The organism is Kosakonia sp. CFBP8986 (assembly GCF_034044935.1).
Taxonomy (GTDB): domain Bacteria; phylum Pseudomonadota; class Gammaproteobacteria; order Enterobacterales; family Enterobacteriaceae; genus Kosakonia; species Kosakonia cowanii.
The window spans coordinates 9,895-26,236 of sequence record NZ_JAXCXB010000016.1 but is presented as its reverse complement, the minus strand read 5'-3'; the positions used below and the strand labels follow the sequence as shown (position 1 = coordinate 26,236).

At 52.2% G+C, this 16,342-nt stretch carries 25 protein-coding genes; 6 read left to right on the top strand and 19 right to left on the bottom strand.

Annotated features, from left to right (window positions below):
* The first annotated feature begins 331 nt into the window (after positions 1-331).
* Complete coding sequence (locus tag SOM48_RS22340) at positions 332-886, top strand: gamma carbonic anhydrase family protein (RefSeq protein ID WP_200581497.1); 555 nt, start codon at positions 332-334, stop codon at positions 884-886.
* Here SOM48_RS22340 and SOM48_RS22335 read toward each other — a convergent pair.
* From SOM48_RS22335 to dprA, 6 genes are read right to left on the bottom strand one after another with little or no spacing between them, the layout of a single operon-like run.
* Complete coding sequence (locus SOM48_RS22335) at positions 862-1,119, bottom strand: DUF1488 family protein (protein WP_128482014.1); 258 nt, start codon at positions 1,117-1,119, stop codon at positions 862-864. The genes SOM48_RS22340 and SOM48_RS22335 overlap by 25 nt on opposite strands.
* Positions 1,116-1,934, bottom strand: coding sequence for a shikimate dehydrogenase (aroE, locus tag SOM48_RS22330; protein ID WP_320513037.1), 819 nt, complete (start codon positions 1,932-1,934; stop codon positions 1,116-1,118). The genes SOM48_RS22335 and aroE overlap by 4 nt, the downstream gene beginning before the upstream one ends.
* A gap of 5 nt (positions 1,935-1,939) precedes the next feature.
* Complete coding sequence (gene tsaC / locus SOM48_RS22325) at positions 1,940-2,512, bottom strand: L-threonylcarbamoyladenylate synthase type 1 TsaC (protein WP_414672806.1); 573 nt, start codon at positions 2,510-2,512, stop codon at positions 1,940-1,942.
* Positions 2,513-2,516: 4 nt separating this feature from the next.
* Positions 2,517-3,059: a DNA topoisomerase family protein gene (locus SOM48_RS22320; RefSeq protein WP_076769413.1), complete on the bottom strand. Its 543-nt coding sequence runs from the start codon at positions 3,057-3,059 to the stop codon at positions 2,517-2,519.
* A gap of 26 nt (positions 3,060-3,085) precedes the next feature.
* Positions 3,086-3,559 carry a DUF494 family protein Smg gene (smg, locus tag SOM48_RS22315; protein ID WP_023479416.1) on the bottom strand — a complete coding sequence of 158 codons (474 nt, stop codon included), beginning with the start codon at positions 3,557-3,559 and terminating at the stop codon, positions 3,086-3,088.
* Positions 3,531-4,655, bottom strand: coding sequence for a DNA-protecting protein DprA (dprA, locus tag SOM48_RS22310; RefSeq protein ID WP_320513036.1), 1,125 nt, complete (start codon positions 4,653-4,655; stop codon positions 3,531-3,533). The genes smg and dprA overlap by 29 nt, the downstream gene beginning before the upstream one ends.
* A 129-nt stretch (positions 4,656-4,784) precedes the next feature.
* Between dprA and def the strand changes: the two genes are divergently transcribed.
* The 5 genes from def (at position 4,785) to mscL (ending at position 9,555) form a co-directional block, all read left to right on the top strand.
* Entirely contained in the window at positions 4,785-5,294 is a 510-nt protein-coding gene (gene def, locus SOM48_RS22305) for a peptide deformylase (protein ID WP_320513035.1), read from the top strand.
* Positions 5,295-5,314: 20 nt separating this feature from the next.
* On the top strand, positions 5,315-6,262 hold the full coding sequence (fmt, locus tag SOM48_RS22300; protein WP_320513034.1) for a methionyl-tRNA formyltransferase: 948 nt from the start codon (positions 5,315-5,317) through the stop codon (positions 6,260-6,262).
* A gap of 47 nt (positions 6,263-6,309) precedes the next feature.
* Positions 6,310-7,599: a 16S rRNA (cytosine(967)-C(5))-methyltransferase RsmB gene (rsmB, locus tag SOM48_RS22295; protein ID WP_320513033.1), complete on the top strand. Its 1,290-nt coding sequence runs from the start codon at positions 6,310-6,312 to the stop codon at positions 7,597-7,599.
* 22 nt (positions 7,600-7,621) lie between these two features.
* Complete coding sequence (gene trkA, locus SOM48_RS22290; RefSeq protein ID WP_023479428.1) at positions 7,622-8,998, top strand: Trk system potassium transporter TrkA; 1,377 nt, start codon at positions 7,622-7,624, stop codon at positions 8,996-8,998.
* Positions 8,999-9,141: 143 nt separating this feature from the next.
* Positions 9,142-9,555 (top strand): large-conductance mechanosensitive channel protein MscL, encoded by a 414-nt coding sequence (gene mscL / locus SOM48_RS22285; protein ID WP_023479411.1) that lies wholly within the window; start codon positions 9,142-9,144, stop codon positions 9,553-9,555.
* Here mscL and SOM48_RS22280 read toward each other — a convergent pair.
* From SOM48_RS22280 to rpsE, 13 genes are all read right to left on the bottom strand, one after another.
* The gene (locus tag SOM48_RS22280) at positions 9,509-9,760 is read right to left on the bottom strand and encodes an alternative ribosome-rescue factor A (RefSeq protein WP_076769410.1); all 252 of its coding nucleotides are present in this window, start codon (positions 9,758-9,760) and stop codon (positions 9,509-9,511) included. The two genes, mscL and SOM48_RS22280, sit on opposite strands and share 47 nt — an antisense overlap.
* 58 nt (positions 9,761-9,818) lie before the next feature.
* Entirely contained in the window at positions 9,819-10,250 is a 432-nt protein-coding gene (zntR, locus tag SOM48_RS22275; protein WP_054804495.1) for a Zn(2+)-responsive transcriptional regulator, read from the bottom strand.
* A 2-nt stretch (positions 10,251-10,252) separates the two neighbouring features.
* Positions 10,253-10,621 carry a DnaJ family domain-containing protein gene (locus tag SOM48_RS22270; RefSeq protein WP_312123035.1) on the bottom strand — a complete coding sequence of 123 codons (369 nt, stop codon included), beginning with the start codon at positions 10,619-10,621 and terminating at the stop codon, positions 10,253-10,255.
* Between the two features lie 105 nt (positions 10,622-10,726).
* Positions 10,727-11,113, bottom strand: a complete 387-nt coding sequence (rplQ, locus tag SOM48_RS22265) for a 50S ribosomal protein L17 (protein WP_001216372.1) — start codon at positions 11,111-11,113, stop codon at positions 10,727-10,729.
* A gap of 40 nt (positions 11,114-11,153) precedes the next feature.
* Entirely contained in the window at positions 11,154-12,143 is a 990-nt protein-coding gene (locus SOM48_RS22260; protein WP_023479415.1) for a DNA-directed RNA polymerase subunit alpha, read from the bottom strand.
* A 25-nt stretch (positions 12,144-12,168) separates the two neighbouring features.
* Positions 12,169-12,789, bottom strand: coding sequence for a 30S ribosomal protein S4 (gene rpsD, locus SOM48_RS22255; RefSeq protein ID WP_000135224.1), 621 nt, complete (start codon positions 12,787-12,789; stop codon positions 12,169-12,171).
* A 32-nt stretch (positions 12,790-12,821) separates the two neighbouring features.
* Positions 12,822-13,211, bottom strand: a complete 390-nt coding sequence (gene rpsK / locus SOM48_RS22250) for a 30S ribosomal protein S11 (protein ID WP_002919257.1) — start codon at positions 13,209-13,211, stop codon at positions 12,822-12,824.
* A 16-nt stretch (positions 13,212-13,227) separates the two neighbouring features.
* Positions 13,228-13,584, bottom strand: coding sequence for a 30S ribosomal protein S13 (rpsM, locus tag SOM48_RS22245; RefSeq protein WP_023479435.1), 357 nt, complete (start codon positions 13,582-13,584; stop codon positions 13,228-13,230).
* Between the two features lie 146 nt (positions 13,585-13,730).
* The gene (rpmJ, locus tag SOM48_RS22240; protein WP_000868187.1) at positions 13,731-13,847 is read right to left on the bottom strand and encodes a 50S ribosomal protein L36; all 117 of its coding nucleotides are present in this window, start codon (positions 13,845-13,847) and stop codon (positions 13,731-13,733) included.
* A gap of 30 nt (positions 13,848-13,877) precedes the next feature.
* Positions 13,878-15,209, bottom strand: a complete 1,332-nt coding sequence (secY, locus tag SOM48_RS22235; RefSeq protein WP_007369823.1) for a preprotein translocase subunit SecY — start codon at positions 15,207-15,209, stop codon at positions 13,878-13,880.
* Positions 15,210-15,216: 7 nt separating this feature from the next.
* Positions 15,217-15,651: a 50S ribosomal protein L15 gene (gene rplO / locus SOM48_RS22230; RefSeq protein ID WP_023479414.1), complete on the bottom strand. Its 435-nt coding sequence runs from the start codon at positions 15,649-15,651 to the stop codon at positions 15,217-15,219.
* Positions 15,652-15,654: 3 nt separating this feature from the next.
* Complete coding sequence (gene rpmD, locus SOM48_RS22225; RefSeq protein ID WP_001140434.1) at positions 15,655-15,834, bottom strand: 50S ribosomal protein L30; 180 nt, start codon at positions 15,832-15,834, stop codon at positions 15,655-15,657.
* 6 nt (positions 15,835-15,840) lie between these two features.
* On the bottom strand, positions 15,841-16,341 hold the full coding sequence (gene rpsE, locus SOM48_RS22220) for a 30S ribosomal protein S5 (RefSeq protein WP_007369821.1): 501 nt from the start codon (positions 16,339-16,341) through the stop codon (positions 15,841-15,843).
* Position 16,342 lies beyond the last annotated feature (1 nt).

Genomic DNA, 16,342 nt, shown 5'->3' with positions numbered 1-16,342 from the left:
AGCAGTTGCGACGCGCTTCAGCGCTCTGTCGCGAGGTGGCGTATATTACGCTTTCCTCTTTCAGAGTCAACCCTGAATTTCAGGATTTTTTCTCTTCCGTCGAAGCGACTATCTGGTGAAGTGATTCACGTTGTCGTGTCAACGGAGGCGCATTATAGGGATCCCATTTTTTAGCACAAGTCTTTTTGCGATCTTTTTTTTCGACTGCTGTTTTTTCGCCCTTTTCGCTGAGATCTCATGCGATCTGCACAGTTTATGCACCATAAAACAGTTGCAGAAGGCGGATCCCGCGATCAAAGTGATAACTCTGGCCCGATTGAAGTGAGGTGTTATGTCTACTGTACTGCGTCCTTATAAGGATCTTTTCCCAACTATTGGTCAACGCGTCATGGTTGATCCCACCAGCGTCGTCGTTGGCGATGTAAGAATGGCAGAGGATGTCGGCATTTGGCCGCTGGTAGTGATTCGGGGTGACGTCAATTATGTAGAGATTGGCGCACGCACAAATATTCAGGACGGTAGCGTTCTGCACGTTACGCATAAGTCCTCCTACAACCCTGAAGGCAATCCACTGCTTATAGGAGAGGATGTCACGGTGGGCCATAAAGTAATGCTGCATGGCTGCACCATCGGTCATCGCGTGCTGGTCGGGATGGGATCAATTGTGCTGGATGGAGCCGTGATTGAAGATGAGGTCATGATTGGCGCAGGCAGCCTGGTACCACAGAATAAGCGCCTGGAGAGCGGCTACCTTTATCTGGGCAGCCCGGTAAAACAGATTCGCCCCCTGACGGAGGCCGAAATCGAAGGTTTGAAATACTCGGCCAATAATTATGTGAAATGGAAGGATGAGTATCTTACTCAGGAGAGCCAGATTACGCCCTGATCGTCCTCTTCCTGGCGGCGGATGCACTGCTCCGCCTCCTCTTCCAGATCCCAGCGATGCTGGCGAAAAAGCGAAAGGTAATCCTCTGGCGTATTGCCACCGAAACGCTGCGCCAGTACTGAGCTCTTTATTGCACACATCATCTGCATGCCGTTAACCAGCGCGGGAAAAACGATCGCCTTTGTGGAGTCATGCCACTCTTCGCGATCGGGAAACTGGATCGCCTGGTTCATTTCGCCAGCTCCTGTTTAAGCATTGCGATAACAGGTTCAACTTCTGGCAATACGCCATGCCATAAAAACAGAGCGTGCGCCGCTTGCCCCACCAGCATCCCGAGGCCGTCAGCGCGATTCACGGCGCCAAGCTTTTCGCACCAGGCCAGGAACGGTGTGCTGCCTTTCTGATAAAACATATCGTAGCAGTAAGTCTGCGGGCGAATAATTGCTTGCGGTAGCGCCGGAATATCGCCCCCCATCCCGCTAGAAGTTGCATTGATGATGAGATCAAACTCCCGCTCTACAAGCGACTCCATCTCCGCCACCTCTATGCTTCCGGTATGGGCAAAGAGCTCAGCTAACGTTTGTACGCGAGTCCAGGTGCGGTTGGTGATAGTTAAAGCACAATCGAGTGATAAGAGGGGCAAGATCACCCCACGCGCCGCACCACCCGCGCCCACCAGCAGAACGCGCGAACCGGGGCGGATAAATGCCAGCCGTTGCAGATCGCTTAAGAGCCCGATGCCATCGGTGTTATCGCCGAGCAAGCGCCCATCATCGAGTCGTTTAAGGGTGTTAACCGCCCCTGCCAGCGCAGCGCGTTCCGTCAGCTCATCCGCACGCGCAAAAGCCTCTTCTTTAAAAGGCACGGTGACATTTGCTCCCTTGCCTCCCTTATCAAAAAAAGCATTTAGCGTATTAACAAAATCATCAACAGGGGCGAGTGCTTTCCCATAGGGGTGATCGATTTGCAGCTGGCTGGCGAATTGCTGATGTATAAGTGGCGACTTGCTGTGCGCGACAGGATTTCCAAAAACGACATACGGTTCCATGCTATTTACCCCTGTCGGAAGAGTTCACCGGTGAGTGCATCACGGATTTCGGAGGGATTCTGCCGGCCGCCAGTCGGTACATCGACGACCGGGAAATCTGGTCCGAATTGGGCGACAACCTCCTGGGCGGTTCTGCACGGCGGCAGACCGGATAAGTTGGCGCTCGTCGATACCAGTGGTTTGCCATAAGCCTCGCACAGCTCAACCACCAGCGGATGGTCGGTGACACGCACGGCAAGGGAATCAAAGCGTCCAGTGAGCCAGCGCGGTGTGGTTGGTTTTGCCGGAAATACAAAAGTCACCGGACCTGGCCAGCAGGCAAAGATTGCCTGACGTTGGGTGTCAGACAGCCTGCTGTCATCAATATAGGGTTTCAGTTGCGCAAAATTAGCGGCAATCAGTATTAGCCCTTTCTCGACAGGCCGCTGCTTGAGTTCAAGCAGGCGATGCACAGCGGTTTCGCTGTCCGGATCGCAACCGACGCCGAAAACGGCTTCTGTTGGATAAGCGATGACTTCTTCTTTTTTCAGGATCTCCACCATGGTGACGATGGGATCTTTTGGCAGGTTATTCTTCACGAGTTTATTCCGCTGGGAGCAGCTTTCCACATTGTTTATTGGCACAGAAGCATTTAACGCCCTGCGCGGTTTTCTTCTCTGTCAGCAACGGGTAGTGACATTCGGGGCACTCGCCCGCCACCGGTCTGGAATTGATGACGAACTGGCAATCAGGATAACGATCGCAGGAGTAGAAGGTTTTGCCATAACGCGAACGACGCTGGACAAGATGCCCGCTCTGGCATTGCGGACAGCCAATAGCCGTTTCATCAGGCTTATCGATCAGTTCGGTGTGTTCGCAGGCCGGATACTGGCTGCATCCGATAAACATACCGAAGCGCCCCTGGCGTAGTACCAGCTCGGCACCGCAAAGAGGGCATAACTGACCGTCCAGAACTTTAACGATATGGCCGTCTGCCTGACTTTTCAGGGGACGTACATAATCGCATTCCGGATAATGAGAGCATCCGAGAAACGGACCGTGTTTCCCGGAGCGAATGACAAGTTCAGCCCCGCATTGTGGGCAGGGCTCATTATTACGCACAGTAAATAGTGCTGATTTGGTCATAACAACTCTTGAAGCTGCAAAAACAGTTAATGCAGCATACCTTCATTCACTTCAAAGAGTAATTCTTCCATTTGCTGGTAGGCGTTTTCACACCCTGGAATATTAAAGAGCACCATCAGGATGACCCATTTAAGATCTTCCAGCTCGAACTCTGCGTTATCCAGCGCCAGCGCACGCTCAATCACCATTTCCCGTGTTTCGAGGTTTAGCACCTGAATCTGCTCCAGGAATAACAGGAATCCCCGGCAACTGGCATCCAGCCTTTCACTCTCTTCTGCGGTATAGATGCGTAAGGAGAGTGGATCAGAAGCAAGCTGCATCGGTTCGGCGAGGCCTTCCTGATAATCAGCCAGCTTTTCCAGCCACATAAGTGCGTTGTAGATATCCTCACGATCAAATCCGGCGTCGGTAAGATCCCGTTCCAGTTTGTCCTGATCCACACGCAATTCAGCTTCGTTATGGATGTAAGTCTCAAACAAGTACATTAGTACGTCGAACATGGCTTGCCCTCCTCAATCGGACATAGCCGCCGGGTACAGCTGCGATCCATCCTGCTAACTCCAGTTCAAGCAATTGAGCAGCTGCCACTGGCACAGGTTGGCCGGCACGTTCAGCGACGACGTCAACAGGTGTTACCTCATCTCCTACGTTAGCCAGGAGCTCAGGAAATGGCAATGCCGCCTGTTCGCCTTCTGGAGGATAATTTGCATTTTCGTGTGTTTCCGCCACCCAATTTAGCCCATATTGCAAATGTTCGAGGATCTCTTCAGGCGATGTAACGGGCGTCGCGCCCTGCTTTAATAGCCAGTGCGGCCCCTCGCTCCCGGGGCTGCCAACGGCCCCCGGTAAGGCAAAAACGTCTCTCCCTTGCTCAAGCGCGAGCCGGGCCGTCACCAACGAACCGCTACGTAATGCGGCCTCGATCACAAATACTGCCCGGCTAAGACCGCTGATAATACGGTTACGACGGGGAAAATGCCCCGGCTTCGGGGTAGCTGATAATGGAAACTCGGAGACCAGCGCCCCACCCTGCTCCAGCAACTGGGAAGCAAGGGCAGTGTGTCTGCGCGGATAGAGGCTAAAGAGCCCATTACCCAGCACGCCAATGCTTTTCCCTCCAACGCTTATTGCCGCGCGATGGGCGACGCTGTCAATTCCGAGCGCCATTCCGCTGGTAATGGTTAAGCCCGCACGCGCGAGCGATTCACAAAAGAGGCGCCCCCAACGCTCGCCATACCAGGAGTGTGCGCGGCTACCCACGACGGCTAATTGCTGGGATTTCAATACCGCGATATCGCCTTTAACAAACAGCGCGCCCGGGTAATCAGCAATGGCGCGCAGTGGTTCAGGGTAGGCCGCATCGCTGGCCACAATCATGTGATGTTGAGGGTTCGCCAGCCATGACAGACAGCGATCGAGTTCCCGTGCCGAAAGGGAAAAAAAGCGGCGCGTCTGCGCAACCGTTAAGCCTAAAACCTGCAGGTCGGCGGCCGTCATCGCACTGCTTCTCTCCAGCTGCTGCGCGATGCTCAGCCACTTGTCGCCAGAGAGGTCGCCAACCTGTATCAGACGTAGCCAAATTTCCGTGGATGTCATTCCCTCTCCCTTGCCATAAGCCGTATCGGCAATCCTTGCGATCGGTCACTGATGCTGTCAATCGCCAGGGGATTTGTCTAGAATAGAGGGCATATTCTTTACAACTCCTGAACACAACTCTGGATATTTATGGCAGTTTTGCATGTGTTACATATTCCGGACGAGCGGCTTCGCAAAGTCGCCGATCCGGTAAAAGAAGTGAATGCGGATATTCAACGTATCGTTGATGATATGTTTGAAACGATGTACGCCGAAGAGGGTATTGGTCTCGCGGCAACGCAGGTTGATATTCATCAGCGAATTATCGTGATTGATGTGTCAGAGAATCGCGATGAGCAGCTGGTCTTGATCAACCCGGAACTGCTTGAGAAGAGCGGCGAAACGGGTATTGAAGAGGGTTGCCTCTCTATTCCGGAACAACGCGCCCTTGTTCCACGAGCGGAGAAAGTGAAAATCCGCGCGCTGGATCGTCATGGCAAGTCGTTTGAACTCGAAGCGGATGGTCTGCTGGCCATTTGTATTCAGCATGAAATGGATCATCTGGTCGGTAAACTCTTTATCGATTATCTGTCTCCGCTGAAACGCCAGCGTATTCGTCAGAAAGTCGAAAAACTGGATCGTATGAACGGCCGCGCTTAAGCGGGCAGAAAAGGATAAACGTGTCAGATTCTCTACGTATTATTTTTGCCGGCACTCCTGATTTTGCAGCGCGTCATCTTGACGCGCTGCTCTCTTCTGAACATGAGATCGTAGGGGTCTTTACCCAACCCGATCGCCCTGCTGGCCGGGGTAAAAAACTGATGCCCAGCCCGGTAAAAGTGCTGGCGGAAGAGAAAGGCTTGCCCGTGTTTCAACCGGCCTCTTTACGGCAGCCGGAAAACCAACAGCTGGTCGCCGAACTGAAGGCTGATGTGATGGTGGTCGTCGCTTATGGGCTGATTTTGCCTAAAGCCGTGCTCAATATGCCACGTCTTGGCTGCATTAACGTGCATGGCTCCTTACTCCCGCGCTGGCGCGGTGCGGCACCGATTCAGCGTGCGCTATGGGCTGGCGATGCGCAAACGGGCGTCACCATCATGCAGATGGATGTAGGTCTCGATACCGGCGACATGCTTTATAAACTGGCCTGCCCGGTAACGCCTGAAGATACCAGCGCCACGCTGTACGACAAACTGGCGGGGCTTGGGCCGCAGGGTCTAATCGAAACGCTGCAACAATTAGCGCAAGGCAGTGCCCAGCCGCAAGTGCAGGATGAAGAGTTGGTCACCTATGCTGAGAAGCTTAGCAAAGACGAGGCGCGTATGGACTGGTCCTTAAGCGCAGAACAACTTGAGCGCTGCATTCGCGCATTCAATCCGTGGCCGATGAGCTGGTTTGTGGTTGATGAGCAGCCGGTCAAGGTATGGAAAGCCTCTGTGCTTCCCTCTTCTACGCAGGCTGAGCCCGGCACGATTATCGAAGCATCGAAATCCGGGATTCAGGTCGCAACCGCAGAAGGCATACTGAATCTTGAGTCGCTGCAGCCTGCGGGTAAAAAAGCGATGAGCGCGCAGGATCTGTTGAATTCGCGGCGGGAATGGTTTGTGCCAGGCAACCGTCTGGCCTGATCTCGTATTTAAGCCCGGTTCTGCCGGGCATTTTTATTTTTGTGGTTATGAAAAAACAGATGAATTTACGCAGCATGGCTGCGCAGGCAGTTGAACAGGTTATTGAACAAGGGCAATCGCTCAGCAATATCCTGCCGCCGTTACAACAGAAAGTGACTGATAAAGATAAGGCACTGCTGCAGGAGTTCTGCTTCGGCGTGCTGCGCGTTATGCCGCAACTGGACTGGCTTATTAATAAGCTCATGTCACGGCCAATGACAGGCAAACAGCGGACGGTACACTACCTCATTATGGTTGGGTTATACCAACTGCTGCATACGCGTATTCCGGCTCACGCAGCGCTGGCAGAAACCGTTGAAGGCGCAGTGCTCATCAAACGCCCCCAGCTGAAAGGGCTGATTAATGGCGTGCTGCGTCAGTTTCAGCGCCAGCAGGAAGAGCTTCTGGCCGAGTTCGCCAACAGCGAAAATCGTTACCTTTTCCCGGCATGGCTGTTAAAGCGTGTGCAACAAGCCTATCCGCAGCAGTGGTCAGAGATCATTGAAGCCAGTAATCAACGCCCGCCGATGTGGCTGCGCGTCAATCGCCAGCACCATACGCGTGATGGATGGCTGGCACTGCTTGAAGAGAGCGGGCAGCAGGGTTTCACTCATAGCGATTACCCGGATGCAGTGCGCCTGGAAAACGCAGGGCCGGTAATGTCTCTGCCAGGGTTCAGCGAAGGCTGGGTAACGGTTCAGGACGCAGCAGCCCAGGGTTGCATCACCTTCCTTGCGCCGCAGAATGGCGAGCGTGTTCTCGATCTGTGCGCCGCGCCGGGCGGTAAAACCACCCATATTCTTGAGGTGGCACCGCAGGCTAGCGTATTAGCAGTTGATGTTGACGAACAACGTCTGTCACGGGTCTATGACAACCTGAAACGTCTCGGCATGAAAGCCGAGGTGAAACAGGGTGATGGTCGCTTCCCCGCGCAGTGGTGCGGCGATGAACAGTTTGATCGCATATTGATTGATGCACCTTGTTCGGCTACGGGCGTTATCCGCCGTCATCCTGATATTAAGTGGTTGCGTCGCGATCGTGATATCGCCGAGCTGGCACAGCTACAAGCAGAAATCCTTGATGCTATCTGGCCACATTTAAAAAGCGGCGGTACGTTGGTTTACGCAACCTGCTCGATTTTACCGCAAGAGAACGGTTATCAGGTCGCAGCATTTCTGAAGCGAACCCCGGATGCGCAACTCAGCGAAACCGGTACACCGGAGGCGCCAGGCCTGCAGAGGCTGCCGGGTGCCGAAGAGGGCGACGGCTTCTTTTACGCTAAGCTAATCAAACAGTGAGAGAGTCAACGGGTCACAGCAGATGAAGATAATTATTCTGGGTGCGGGACAGGTCGGCGGCACGCTGGCTGAAAACCTGGTCGGTGAAAATAATGACATCACCGTTGTCGATACCAATGGCGATCGCCTGCATAGCCTGCAGGACAAGTTCGATCTCCGCGTTGTTCAGGGCCACGGTTCACACCCGCGCGTGCTGCGCGAAGCGGGCGCCGATGATGCAGATATGCTGGTCGCGGTCACAAGCTCCGATGAGACCAATATGGTCGCCTGCCAGGTGGCGTTTTCACTGTTTAACACGCCAAACCGCATCGCGCGCATCCGCTCCCCCGATTATGTTCGGGATGCGGATAAGTTATTTCATTCCGAAGCCGTGCCTATCGATCATCTGATTGCGCCAGAACAGCTGGTTATCGACAGCATCTATCGCCTGATTGAATATCCGGGCGCGCTGCAGGTGGTCAATTTTGCTGAAGGCAAAGTAAGCCTCGCGGTCGTAAAAGCCTATTACGGCGGGCCGCTGGTTGGAAATGCGCTCTCCACGATGCGCGAGCATATGCCGCACATCGATACCCGAGTCGCTGCGATTTTCCGTCATGACAGGCCAATTCGCCCGCAGGGTTCGACCATAGTTGAGGCCGGCGACGAAGTTTTCTTCATTGCCGCGTCACAGCATATTCGCGCGGTAATGAGCGAGCTGCAAAGGCTGGAGAAACCCTATAAACGGATCATGCTGGTCGGTGGCGGGAATATCGGTGCCGGGCTGGCGCATCAGCTTGAAAAGGATTACAGCGTCAAATTGATCGAGCGCGATCAGCAGCGCGCTGCGGAACTTGCCGAGAAATTGCAGAATACGATCGTTTTTTACGGCGATGCGTCGGATCAAGAGCTGCTTGCTGAAGAGCACATTGATCAAGTGGATCTCTTTATCGCCGTCACGAACGATGATGAAGCCAACATTATGTCAGCGATGCTGGCCAAACGGATGGGTGCAAAAAAGGTGATGGTGCTGATCCAGCGTCGCGCCTATGTTGACCTGGTCCAGGGCAGCGTTATCGATATCGCCATCTCCCCTCAGCAGGCGACCATTTCTGCCTTGCTGAGCCATGTGCGTAAAGCGGATATCGTCGGCGTTTCTTCCCTGCGCCGCGGCGTCGCTGAAGCGATCGAAGCGGTGGCTCACGGCGATGAAACGACATCCCGCGTGGTGGGTCGAGTGATTGATGAGATCAAACTGCCGCCGGGTACGATCATCGGCGCGGTGGTTCGTGGAGATGATGTCATGATCGCCAATGATAATTTGCGCATTGAGCAAGGCGACCATGTGATTATGTTTTTGACTGACAAAAAATACATCACCGATGTCGAGCGGCTCTTCCAGCCCAGCCCCTTCTTCCTGTAATCCTTCAGGGCGCTTATTTAAGCGCCCTTCTTATTTCCACTTTATTGTAAGGGACTAACAGGACTCGTTATTTTATTTACCTAAATGGAAATTGTTAGGTATGTTGTTAGACTTAGTGTGACGCAAAGCACATGGAGAAGATTATGAGTATGTTAAAAGAGTTTCGCGAATTCGCGATGCGTGGGAATGTTGTCGATTTGGCAGTCGGTGTCATTATTGGTGCGGCTTTCGGTAAAATCGTCTCTTCACTGGTGGCCGACATCATTATGCCACCGCTGGGATTGTTGATTGGCGGCATCGACTTTAAACAGTTTGCGCTGACACTACGTGAAGCACAGGGCGACGTGCCTGCTGTTGTGATGCATTACGGCGTATTCATTCAGAACGTGTTTGATTTCATTATTGTCGCTTTTGCGATCTTCCTGGCAATCAAAGTGATTAATAAGTTGAAACGCAAACAGGCTGAAGAGCCGAAAGCGCCACCGGCTCCGAGCAAAGAAGAAGTATTACTCAGTGAAATTCGCGACCTGCTGAAAGAACAAAACAGCCGCGTTTAAAAGTAAGAAGGCCAGTGGTAAATAAGCGATTCGCTTGCTTGCCACTGGCCTCCTGAAAGCCCTTTTTTGCATGTTTGTTTTTCCGCAGATAACTTCCTTTCCCTTTCTTATTCTTTTCAACTCGCTGACGAAAAAGCGGGTCATGCAGAAGTGCCTCAATGGCGTTGTCGTTTATCTGCCCTTTTGTATGTTGGTAGCGACTCATGTATTTCTCCAGGTTGTGTAGTAAAGCGGCCGAAGTGTAGACCTCGCAATGAAGAAGATCAACTCCGGGAGTTGGTCGTATTGTTAGCTGGCCCCTGCTCAAGCGCCTCAAGAATAGAACAATAGACACTACTGTGGGCAGTGCCGCAACAAGCGTCGTTTAACTTCTGCAGTGAACGCCGCATGGCCTGCATCTCTTCGATGCGCGCTTCAACTTCGCTCAGCCGCGCCTGGACGATGCTCTTCGATTCCTGACAGGTATGATGCTCAGGATCGACACGGATCGAAAGTAGTTCGCGGATCGACTCAAGCGTGAAACCCAGCTGGCGGGCATGGCGGATGAACTTAAGGCGTTTGAGATCGTGATCGGTATAGAGGCGAAAACCACCTTCGGTACGCCCTCCATGATCCATCATCTGCTGCTTTTCGTAATAACGAATGGTGTCCGGCGTAACGTCGGCCAACTTTGCAATTTCACCAATACGATACATGATCACTCCGGGTTAACTTTATGCTGTAGTTTGGCCGCGTACTCACCGCGAAGAAAATCAGTACTCACGCCAGCCTGGCGCAGCTTGAGCTCCAGTAAGGCGAGACGACGGTTAAGTTCATGGCGCTGATGGGGATCGTTTTCCACACTGCTAAGCAGATCGACAAGTTCGACCGCCTCTTTACGCATTTCAAGTTCAGGCGGAAGATAACCGGCATTCTTTAATAATCGATAGCCCGCGCGCAGATCCTGAGGAATATGGGAATCGTCATCCAGAGTAAGCGGCTCACCGCTACCCACAAGATTATCGAATTCACCTTTTTGCTGGGCATCAATGATATGCCGTTCTGCCCATTGATCAAGTAACCACATGATGGCCTCCGGGGTTGAACTCAAGAACAGGCTTAGTTTAGAAGGGTGAGGATAGAGTAGAAATAAAAAAACCCGCCGAGGCGGGTTTTTTTACGTTACTACAGATTACTCTGCAGCAGCTTCTGCTTTCGATTCAGAGCGATCAACCAGCTCGATGTAAGCCATCGGAGCGTTGTCACCTGCACGGAAGCCACACTTAAGAATACGAGTGTAACCACCGGCACGGCTCGCGAAACGCGGGCCCAGTTCGTTAAACAGTTTTGCCACGATCTCGTTATCACGAGTGCGGGCGAATGCCAGACGACGATTAGCAACGCTGTCAGTCTTAGCAAGTGTAATCAGCGGCTCAACTACGCGACGCAGCTCTTTCGCTTTCGGCAGGGTCGTCTTGATGATCTCATGACGAACCAGAGAGCCTGCCATGTTACGGAACATGGCCTGGCGATGGCTGCTGTTGCGGTTCAGTTGACGACCACTCTTACGATGGCGCATGACCTTATCCTTCTCAGTAAAACCTTAACCTGTGATCCGGTTACTCGTCAGCAATGCTTGCCGGCGGCCAGTTTTCGAGGCGCATGCCCAGAGACAGACCACGTGAAGCCAGCACGTCTTTAATCTCGGTAAGAGATTTTTTACCCAGGTTCGGCGTTTTCAGCAACTCAACCTCGGTACGCTGTACCAGATCACCGATATAGTGGATAGCTTCTGCCTTGAGGCAGTTAGCAGAGCGGACAGTCAATTCCAGATCGTCAACAGGGCGCAGCAGAATCGGATCGAACTCTGGTTTCTCTTCTTTAACTTCCGGCTGACGTACATCACGTAAGTCAACGAAAGCTTCAAGTTGTTCTGCCAGAATGGTTGCCGCACGACGAATCGCCTCTTCAGGATCGATTGTGCCGTTGGTTTCCATTTCGATGACCAGCTTGTCCAGGTCGGTACGCTGTTCAACACGTGCTGCTTCAACATTGTAGGCAATTCGCTCTACAGGGCTGTAGCACGCATCAACCAGCAGACGGCCGATCGGGCGCTCATCTTCTTCCGAATGAATTCGGGCAGACGCCGGCACGTAACCACGACCGCGCTGAACTTTGATACGCATATTGATAGATGCGTTTTCATCGGTCAGGTGGCAGATCACATGCTGCGGCTTGACGATTTCGACATCACCGTCATGGGTAATGTCGGCTGCGGTCACAGGGCCAATGCCAGATTTACTCAGAGTAAGAATAACTTCATCTTTACCCTGAACTCTCACCGCCAGCCCTTTCAGGTTGAGCAGGATTTCAAGGATATCTTCCTGAACGCCTTCTTTGGTGCTGTACTCATGAAGTACACCATCAATCTCAACCTCAGTCACCGCGCAACCCGGCATCGATGAGAGCAGAATACGGCGCAGTGCGTTACCCAGAGTATGGCCAAAGCCACGCTCTAAAGGCTCAAGGGTCACCTTGGCGTGCGTCGAACTCACTTGCTCGATATCTACCAGGCGCGGTTTTAGAAACTCTGTCACAGAACCCTGCATTGTGTCCTCTCTTTGGTACTAAGCTTTACTTGGAGTAAAGCTCGACGATCAGGTGTTCGTTAATGTCCGCAGACAGATCAGAACGCTCCGGCTTACGCTTGAACGTGCCTTCCATCTTGCCAGCATCAACTTCCAGCCAGGTTGGCTTTTCACGCTGCTCAGCCAGCTCCAGAGCGGCTTTCACGCGAGACTGCTTTTTCGCTTTCTCACGAATGCTAACAACGTCATTCGGACTAACCTGATAAGAAGCGATGTTAACAACACGACCGTTTACCATGATTGCTTTATGGCTAACCAGCTGACGTGCTTCTGCACGAGTGGCGCCGAAGCCCATACGGTATACAACGTTGTCCAGACGACCTTCCAGCAGAGCCAACAGGTTTTCACCGGTGTTGCCTTTCAGACGTGCTGCTTCTTTGTAATAGTTACGGAACTGACGCTCCAGCACACCATAGATACGGCGAACTTTTTGCTTTTCACGCAACTGCACACCATAGTCAGACAGACGCGGTTTACGCGCACCGTGCTGGCCAGGAGCTTGTTCAATTTTACACTTGGTATCGATCGCGCGAACGCCAGACTTAAGGAACAGGTCTGTGCCCTCACGACGGCTCAGCTTGAGCTTAGGACCCAAATATCTTGCCATTTTCTTTCTCCAACAATCCTAGAAAACGAGCGTTATACGCGACGTTTTTTCGGCGGACGACAACCGTTGTGAGGGATCGGAGTCACATCAGTAATATTAGTGATGCGGAAACCAGCGGCGTTCAGAGCACGAATAGTAGATTCGCGACCCGGACCCGGTCCCTTAACCATAACTTCCAGATTCTTGATACCGTATTCTTTTACGGCTTCAGCGCAACGCTCTGCTGCAACCTGAGCTGCGAACGGAGTAGATTTGCGAGAACCACGGAAACCGGAACCACCGGCTGTTGCCCAACCCAGTGCGTTACCCTGACGATCAGTAATAGTAACGATGGTGTTGTTGAAAGAAGCATGGATATGAGCCACGCCGTCAGAGACTTGTTTTCTTACACGTTTACGTGCACGAATTGGTGCCTTTGCCATTATTCAATCACCCCGATTATTTCTTGATCGGTTTGCGCGGACCCTTACGGGTACGTGCGTTGGTCTTGGTACGCTGACCGCGAACCGGGAGACCACGACGATGACGCAAACCGCGGTAGCAACCAAGATCCATCAGGCGCTTGATGCTCATGCTAACTTCACGGCGCAGATCACCTTCAACGACAAATTTGGCAACTTCGTCACGCAGCGTGTCGATTTGTTCTTCAGACAGCTCACTGATCTTAACATTCTCAGCGATGCCCGCAGCAGCCAGAATGGCTTGAGAGCGGGTTTTGCCGACACCATAGATCGAAGTTAATGCGATCACGGCATGTTTTTGATCAGGAATGTTAATGCCTGCTATACGGGCCACTATGCACTCCTATAATTTCATTTGCACGCCCCATGCTGAAAAGCCCGTTTTCAGGATACTCAAATGGAAACGTACAGACATACAAAAGATTGGCTGGCTAATCTAGCCAGCTCAACCCAACTTTGCAAGAAAAATATGCGAAATAATCAGCCTTGGCGCTGTTTATGCTTCGGCTCGGCACTGCAAATCACGCGGATGACGCCATCACGCTTAACGATTTTGCAGTTACGGCATAATTTCTTGACGGAAGCACGAACTTTCATTTTTACTCTCCGTAACTTCTCGAGCGACCTTTATCGACCGTAGCCTTTCAGGTTCGCCTTCTTCAATGCAGACTCATACTGACTGGACATCATCAGAGTTTGCACTTGAGCCATAAAGTCCATAATCACGACAACAACGATAAGCAGTGAGGTCCCACCGAAGTAGAACGGTACTTTCATCGCATCACGCATGAACTCCGGGATCAGGCAGATAAAAGTAATATAAAGCGCACCAACTAAAGTCAGGCGGGTCATTACTTTATCGATATACTTCGCCGTTTGTTCTCCCGGACGAATTCCTGGTACAAATGCACCGGACTTCTTCAGGTTATCCGCTGTTTCACGCGGGTTGAAAACCAACGCCGTGTAAAAGAAACAGAAGAAGATGATTGCAGACGCATAGAGTAACACATAAAGCGGTTGCCCAGGCTGCAAATACAGCGAAATTGTTGTCAGCCAGTTCCAACCAGTACCGCCCCCAAACCATGACGCGATGGTCGCCGGGAACAGAATAATACTGGAAGCGAAGATTGCCGGGATTACCCCCGCCATATTCACTTTCAGCGGTAAATGTGTGCTCTGAGCAGCATAGACACGACGACCTTGCTGACGTTTCGCGTAGTTCACCACAATGCGGCGTTGACCACGTTCAACGAAGACAACAAAGAACGTCACTGCGAATACTAATACTGCAACCAACAGCAACAGGAGGAAGTGCAGGTCGCCTTGACGCGCTTGCTCAATAGTATGGGCAATGGCTGGCGGTAAACCCGCCACGATGCCGGCGAAGATAATGATCGAGATACCGTTGCCGATACCACGTTCAGTAATCTGTTCGCCGAGCCACATCAGGAACATAGTTCCTGTGACCAGACTCACAACAGCGGTGAAGTAGAATGCAAAGCCTGGATTCATTACCAGGCCCTGCATACCAGGCATATTCGGTAAACCGGTAGCAATACCGATTGACTGAAATATTGCCAACACCAGAGTGCCGTAACGGGTGTACTGGCTAATCTTACGACGACCAGACTCCCCTTCTTTCTTAAGCTCTGCCAGGGCCGGATGAACGACCGTCAGCAGCTGGATAATAATTGATGCCGAAATATACGGCATGATACCCAGTGCAAAGATAGAAGCACGGCTGAGAGCACCACCAGAGAACATGTTAAACATTTCAATGATGGTGCCACGCTGTTGCTCAAGCAGTTTGGCAAGTACAGCGGCATCAATACCAGGGATCGGAATAAAAGAGCCAATACGGAACACAATCAACGCACCGATAACAAACAGCAGTCTGCGTTTCAGTTCGCCAATTCCACCCTTGGCACTTTGAAAATCTAATCCCGGTTGCTTAGCCATCTGCTACTTATTCCTCAATTTTACCGCCAGCAGCTTCGATAGCAGCACGAGCGCCTTTAGTCACACGCAGGCCACGAACAGTTACCGGGCGAGATACTTCACCAGACAGGATCACTTTCGCGAACTCGATCTGGATGCCGATAATGTTAGCCGCTTTCAGCGTGTTCAGGTCTACTACGTCGCCTTCTACTTTAGCCAGATCGGACAGACGAACTTCTGCCGTGATCATTGCTTTACGTGAAGTGAAACCGAATTTCGGCAGACGACGGTACAGAGGCATCTGACCACCCTCGAAACCGCGACGTACGCCACCGCCAGAACGAGAGTTCTGACCTTTGTGACCACGACCACCGGTTTTACCGAGGCCAGAACCGATACCACGACCCAGGCGTTTACCCGCCTTTTTGGAGCCTTCGGCCGGAGACAGAGTATTTAAACGCATCTCTTACTCCTCAACTTTAACCATGAAGGAAACCGCGTTGACCATACCGCGAACCGCAGGAGTATCCTCGCGTTCTACAGTGTGCCCAATACGACGCAGACCCAGGCCAAGCAGCGTTGCCTTGTGTTTCGGCAGACGACCGATTGCACTGCGGGTTTGAGTGATTTTAATAGTCTTTGCCATGGTCAATTACCCCAGAATTTCTTCAACGGATTTACCACGCTTGGCAGCGACCATTTCTGGAGACTTCATATTTTCCAGGCCATCAATAGTTGCACGAACCACGTTGATCGGGTTGGTGGAACCATATGCTTTGGCCAGAACGTTATGAACTCCAGCGACTTCCAGAACGGCGCGCATTGCACCACCGGCGATGATACCGGTACCTTCGGAAGCCGGCTGCATGAAGACACGAGAACCCGTGTGAGTACCCTTAACCGGGTGCTGCAGGGTGCCGTGGTTCAGCGCGACGTTAATCATATTGCGACGGGCTTTTTCCATCGCTTTCTGGATCGCTGCTGGAACTTCACGCGCTTTACCGTAACCAAAACCAACGCGACCGTTACCATCGCCAACAACAGTCAGAGCTGTGAAGGAGAAAATACGACCACCTTTAACGGTTTTAGATACGCGGTTAACCGCGATCAGCTTTTCCTGCAGTTCGCCAGCCTGTTTTTCGATGTGAGCCATC

Bases quoted from the DNA above. Each gene is read 5' to 3' on its own strand.
- rpsE (WP_007369821.1), bottom strand. From the start codon at position 16,341: ATGGCTCACATCGAAAAACAGGCTGGCGAACTGCAGGAAAAGCTGATC.
- def (WP_320513035.1), top strand. From the start codon at position 4,785: ATGGCAGTTTTGCATGTGTTACATATTCCGGACGAGCGGCTTCGCAAA.
- rplO (WP_023479414.1), bottom strand. From the start codon at position 15,651: ATGCGTTTAAATACTCTGTCTCCGGCCGAAGGCTCCAAAAAGGCGGGT.
- trkA (WP_023479428.1), top strand. From the start codon at position 7,622: ATGAAGATAATTATTCTGGGTGCGGGACAGGTCGGCGGCACGCTGGCT.
- dprA (WP_320513036.1), bottom strand. From the start codon at position 4,655: ATGACATCCACGGAAATTTGGCTACGTCTGATACAGGTTGGCGACCTC.
- SOM48_RS22320 (WP_076769413.1), bottom strand. From the start codon at position 3,059: ATGACCAAATCAGCACTATTTACTGTGCGTAATAATGAGCCCTGCCCA.
- mscL (WP_023479411.1), top strand. From the start codon at position 9,142: ATGAGTATGTTAAAAGAGTTTCGCGAATTCGCGATGCGTGGGAATGTT.
- SOM48_RS22335 (WP_128482014.1), bottom strand. From the start codon at position 1,119: ATGAACCAGGCGATCCAGTTTCCCGATCGCGAAGAGTGGCATGACTCC.
- rpsK (WP_002919257.1), bottom strand. From the start codon at position 13,211: ATGGCAAAGGCACCAATTCGTGCACGTAAACGTGTAAGAAAACAAGTC.
- rsmB (WP_320513033.1), top strand. From the start codon at position 6,310: ATGAAAAAACAGATGAATTTACGCAGCATGGCTGCGCAGGCAGTTGAA.
- zntR (WP_054804495.1), bottom strand. From the start codon at position 10,250: ATGTATCGTATTGGTGAAATTGCAAAGTTGGCCGACGTTACGCCGGAC.
- aroE (WP_320513037.1), bottom strand. From the start codon at position 1,934: ATGGAACCGTATGTCGTTTTTGGAAATCCTGTCGCGCACAGCAAGTCG.
- SOM48_RS22270 (WP_312123035.1), bottom strand. From the start codon at position 10,621: ATGTGGTTACTTGATCAATGGGCAGAACGGCATATCATTGATGCCCAG.
- rplQ (WP_001216372.1), bottom strand. From the start codon at position 11,113: ATGCGCCATCGTAAGAGTGGTCGTCAACTGAACCGCAACAGCAGCCAT.
- rpmJ (WP_000868187.1), bottom strand. From the start codon at position 13,847: ATGAAAGTTCGTGCTTCCGTCAAGAAATTATGCCGTAACTGCAAAATC.
- smg (WP_023479416.1), bottom strand. From the start codon at position 3,559: ATGTTCGACGTACTAATGTACTTGTTTGAGACTTACATCCATAACGAA.
- rpsD (WP_000135224.1), bottom strand. From the start codon at position 12,789: ATGGCAAGATATTTGGGTCCTAAGCTCAAGCTGAGCCGTCGTGAGGGC.
- SOM48_RS22340 (WP_200581497.1), top strand. From the start codon at position 332: ATGTCTACTGTACTGCGTCCTTATAAGGATCTTTTCCCAACTATTGGT.
- SOM48_RS22260 (WP_023479415.1), bottom strand. From the start codon at position 12,143: ATGCAGGGTTCTGTGACAGAGTTTCTAAAACCGCGCCTGGTAGATATC.
- SOM48_RS22280 (WP_076769410.1), bottom strand. From the start codon at position 9,760: ATGAGTCGCTACCAACATACAAAAGGGCAGATAAACGACAACGCCATT.
- secY (WP_007369823.1), bottom strand. From the start codon at position 15,209: ATGGCTAAGCAACCGGGATTAGATTTTCAAAGTGCCAAGGGTGGAATT.
- rpmD (WP_001140434.1), bottom strand. From the start codon at position 15,834: ATGGCAAAGACTATTAAAATCACTCAAACCCGCAGTGCAATCGGTCGT.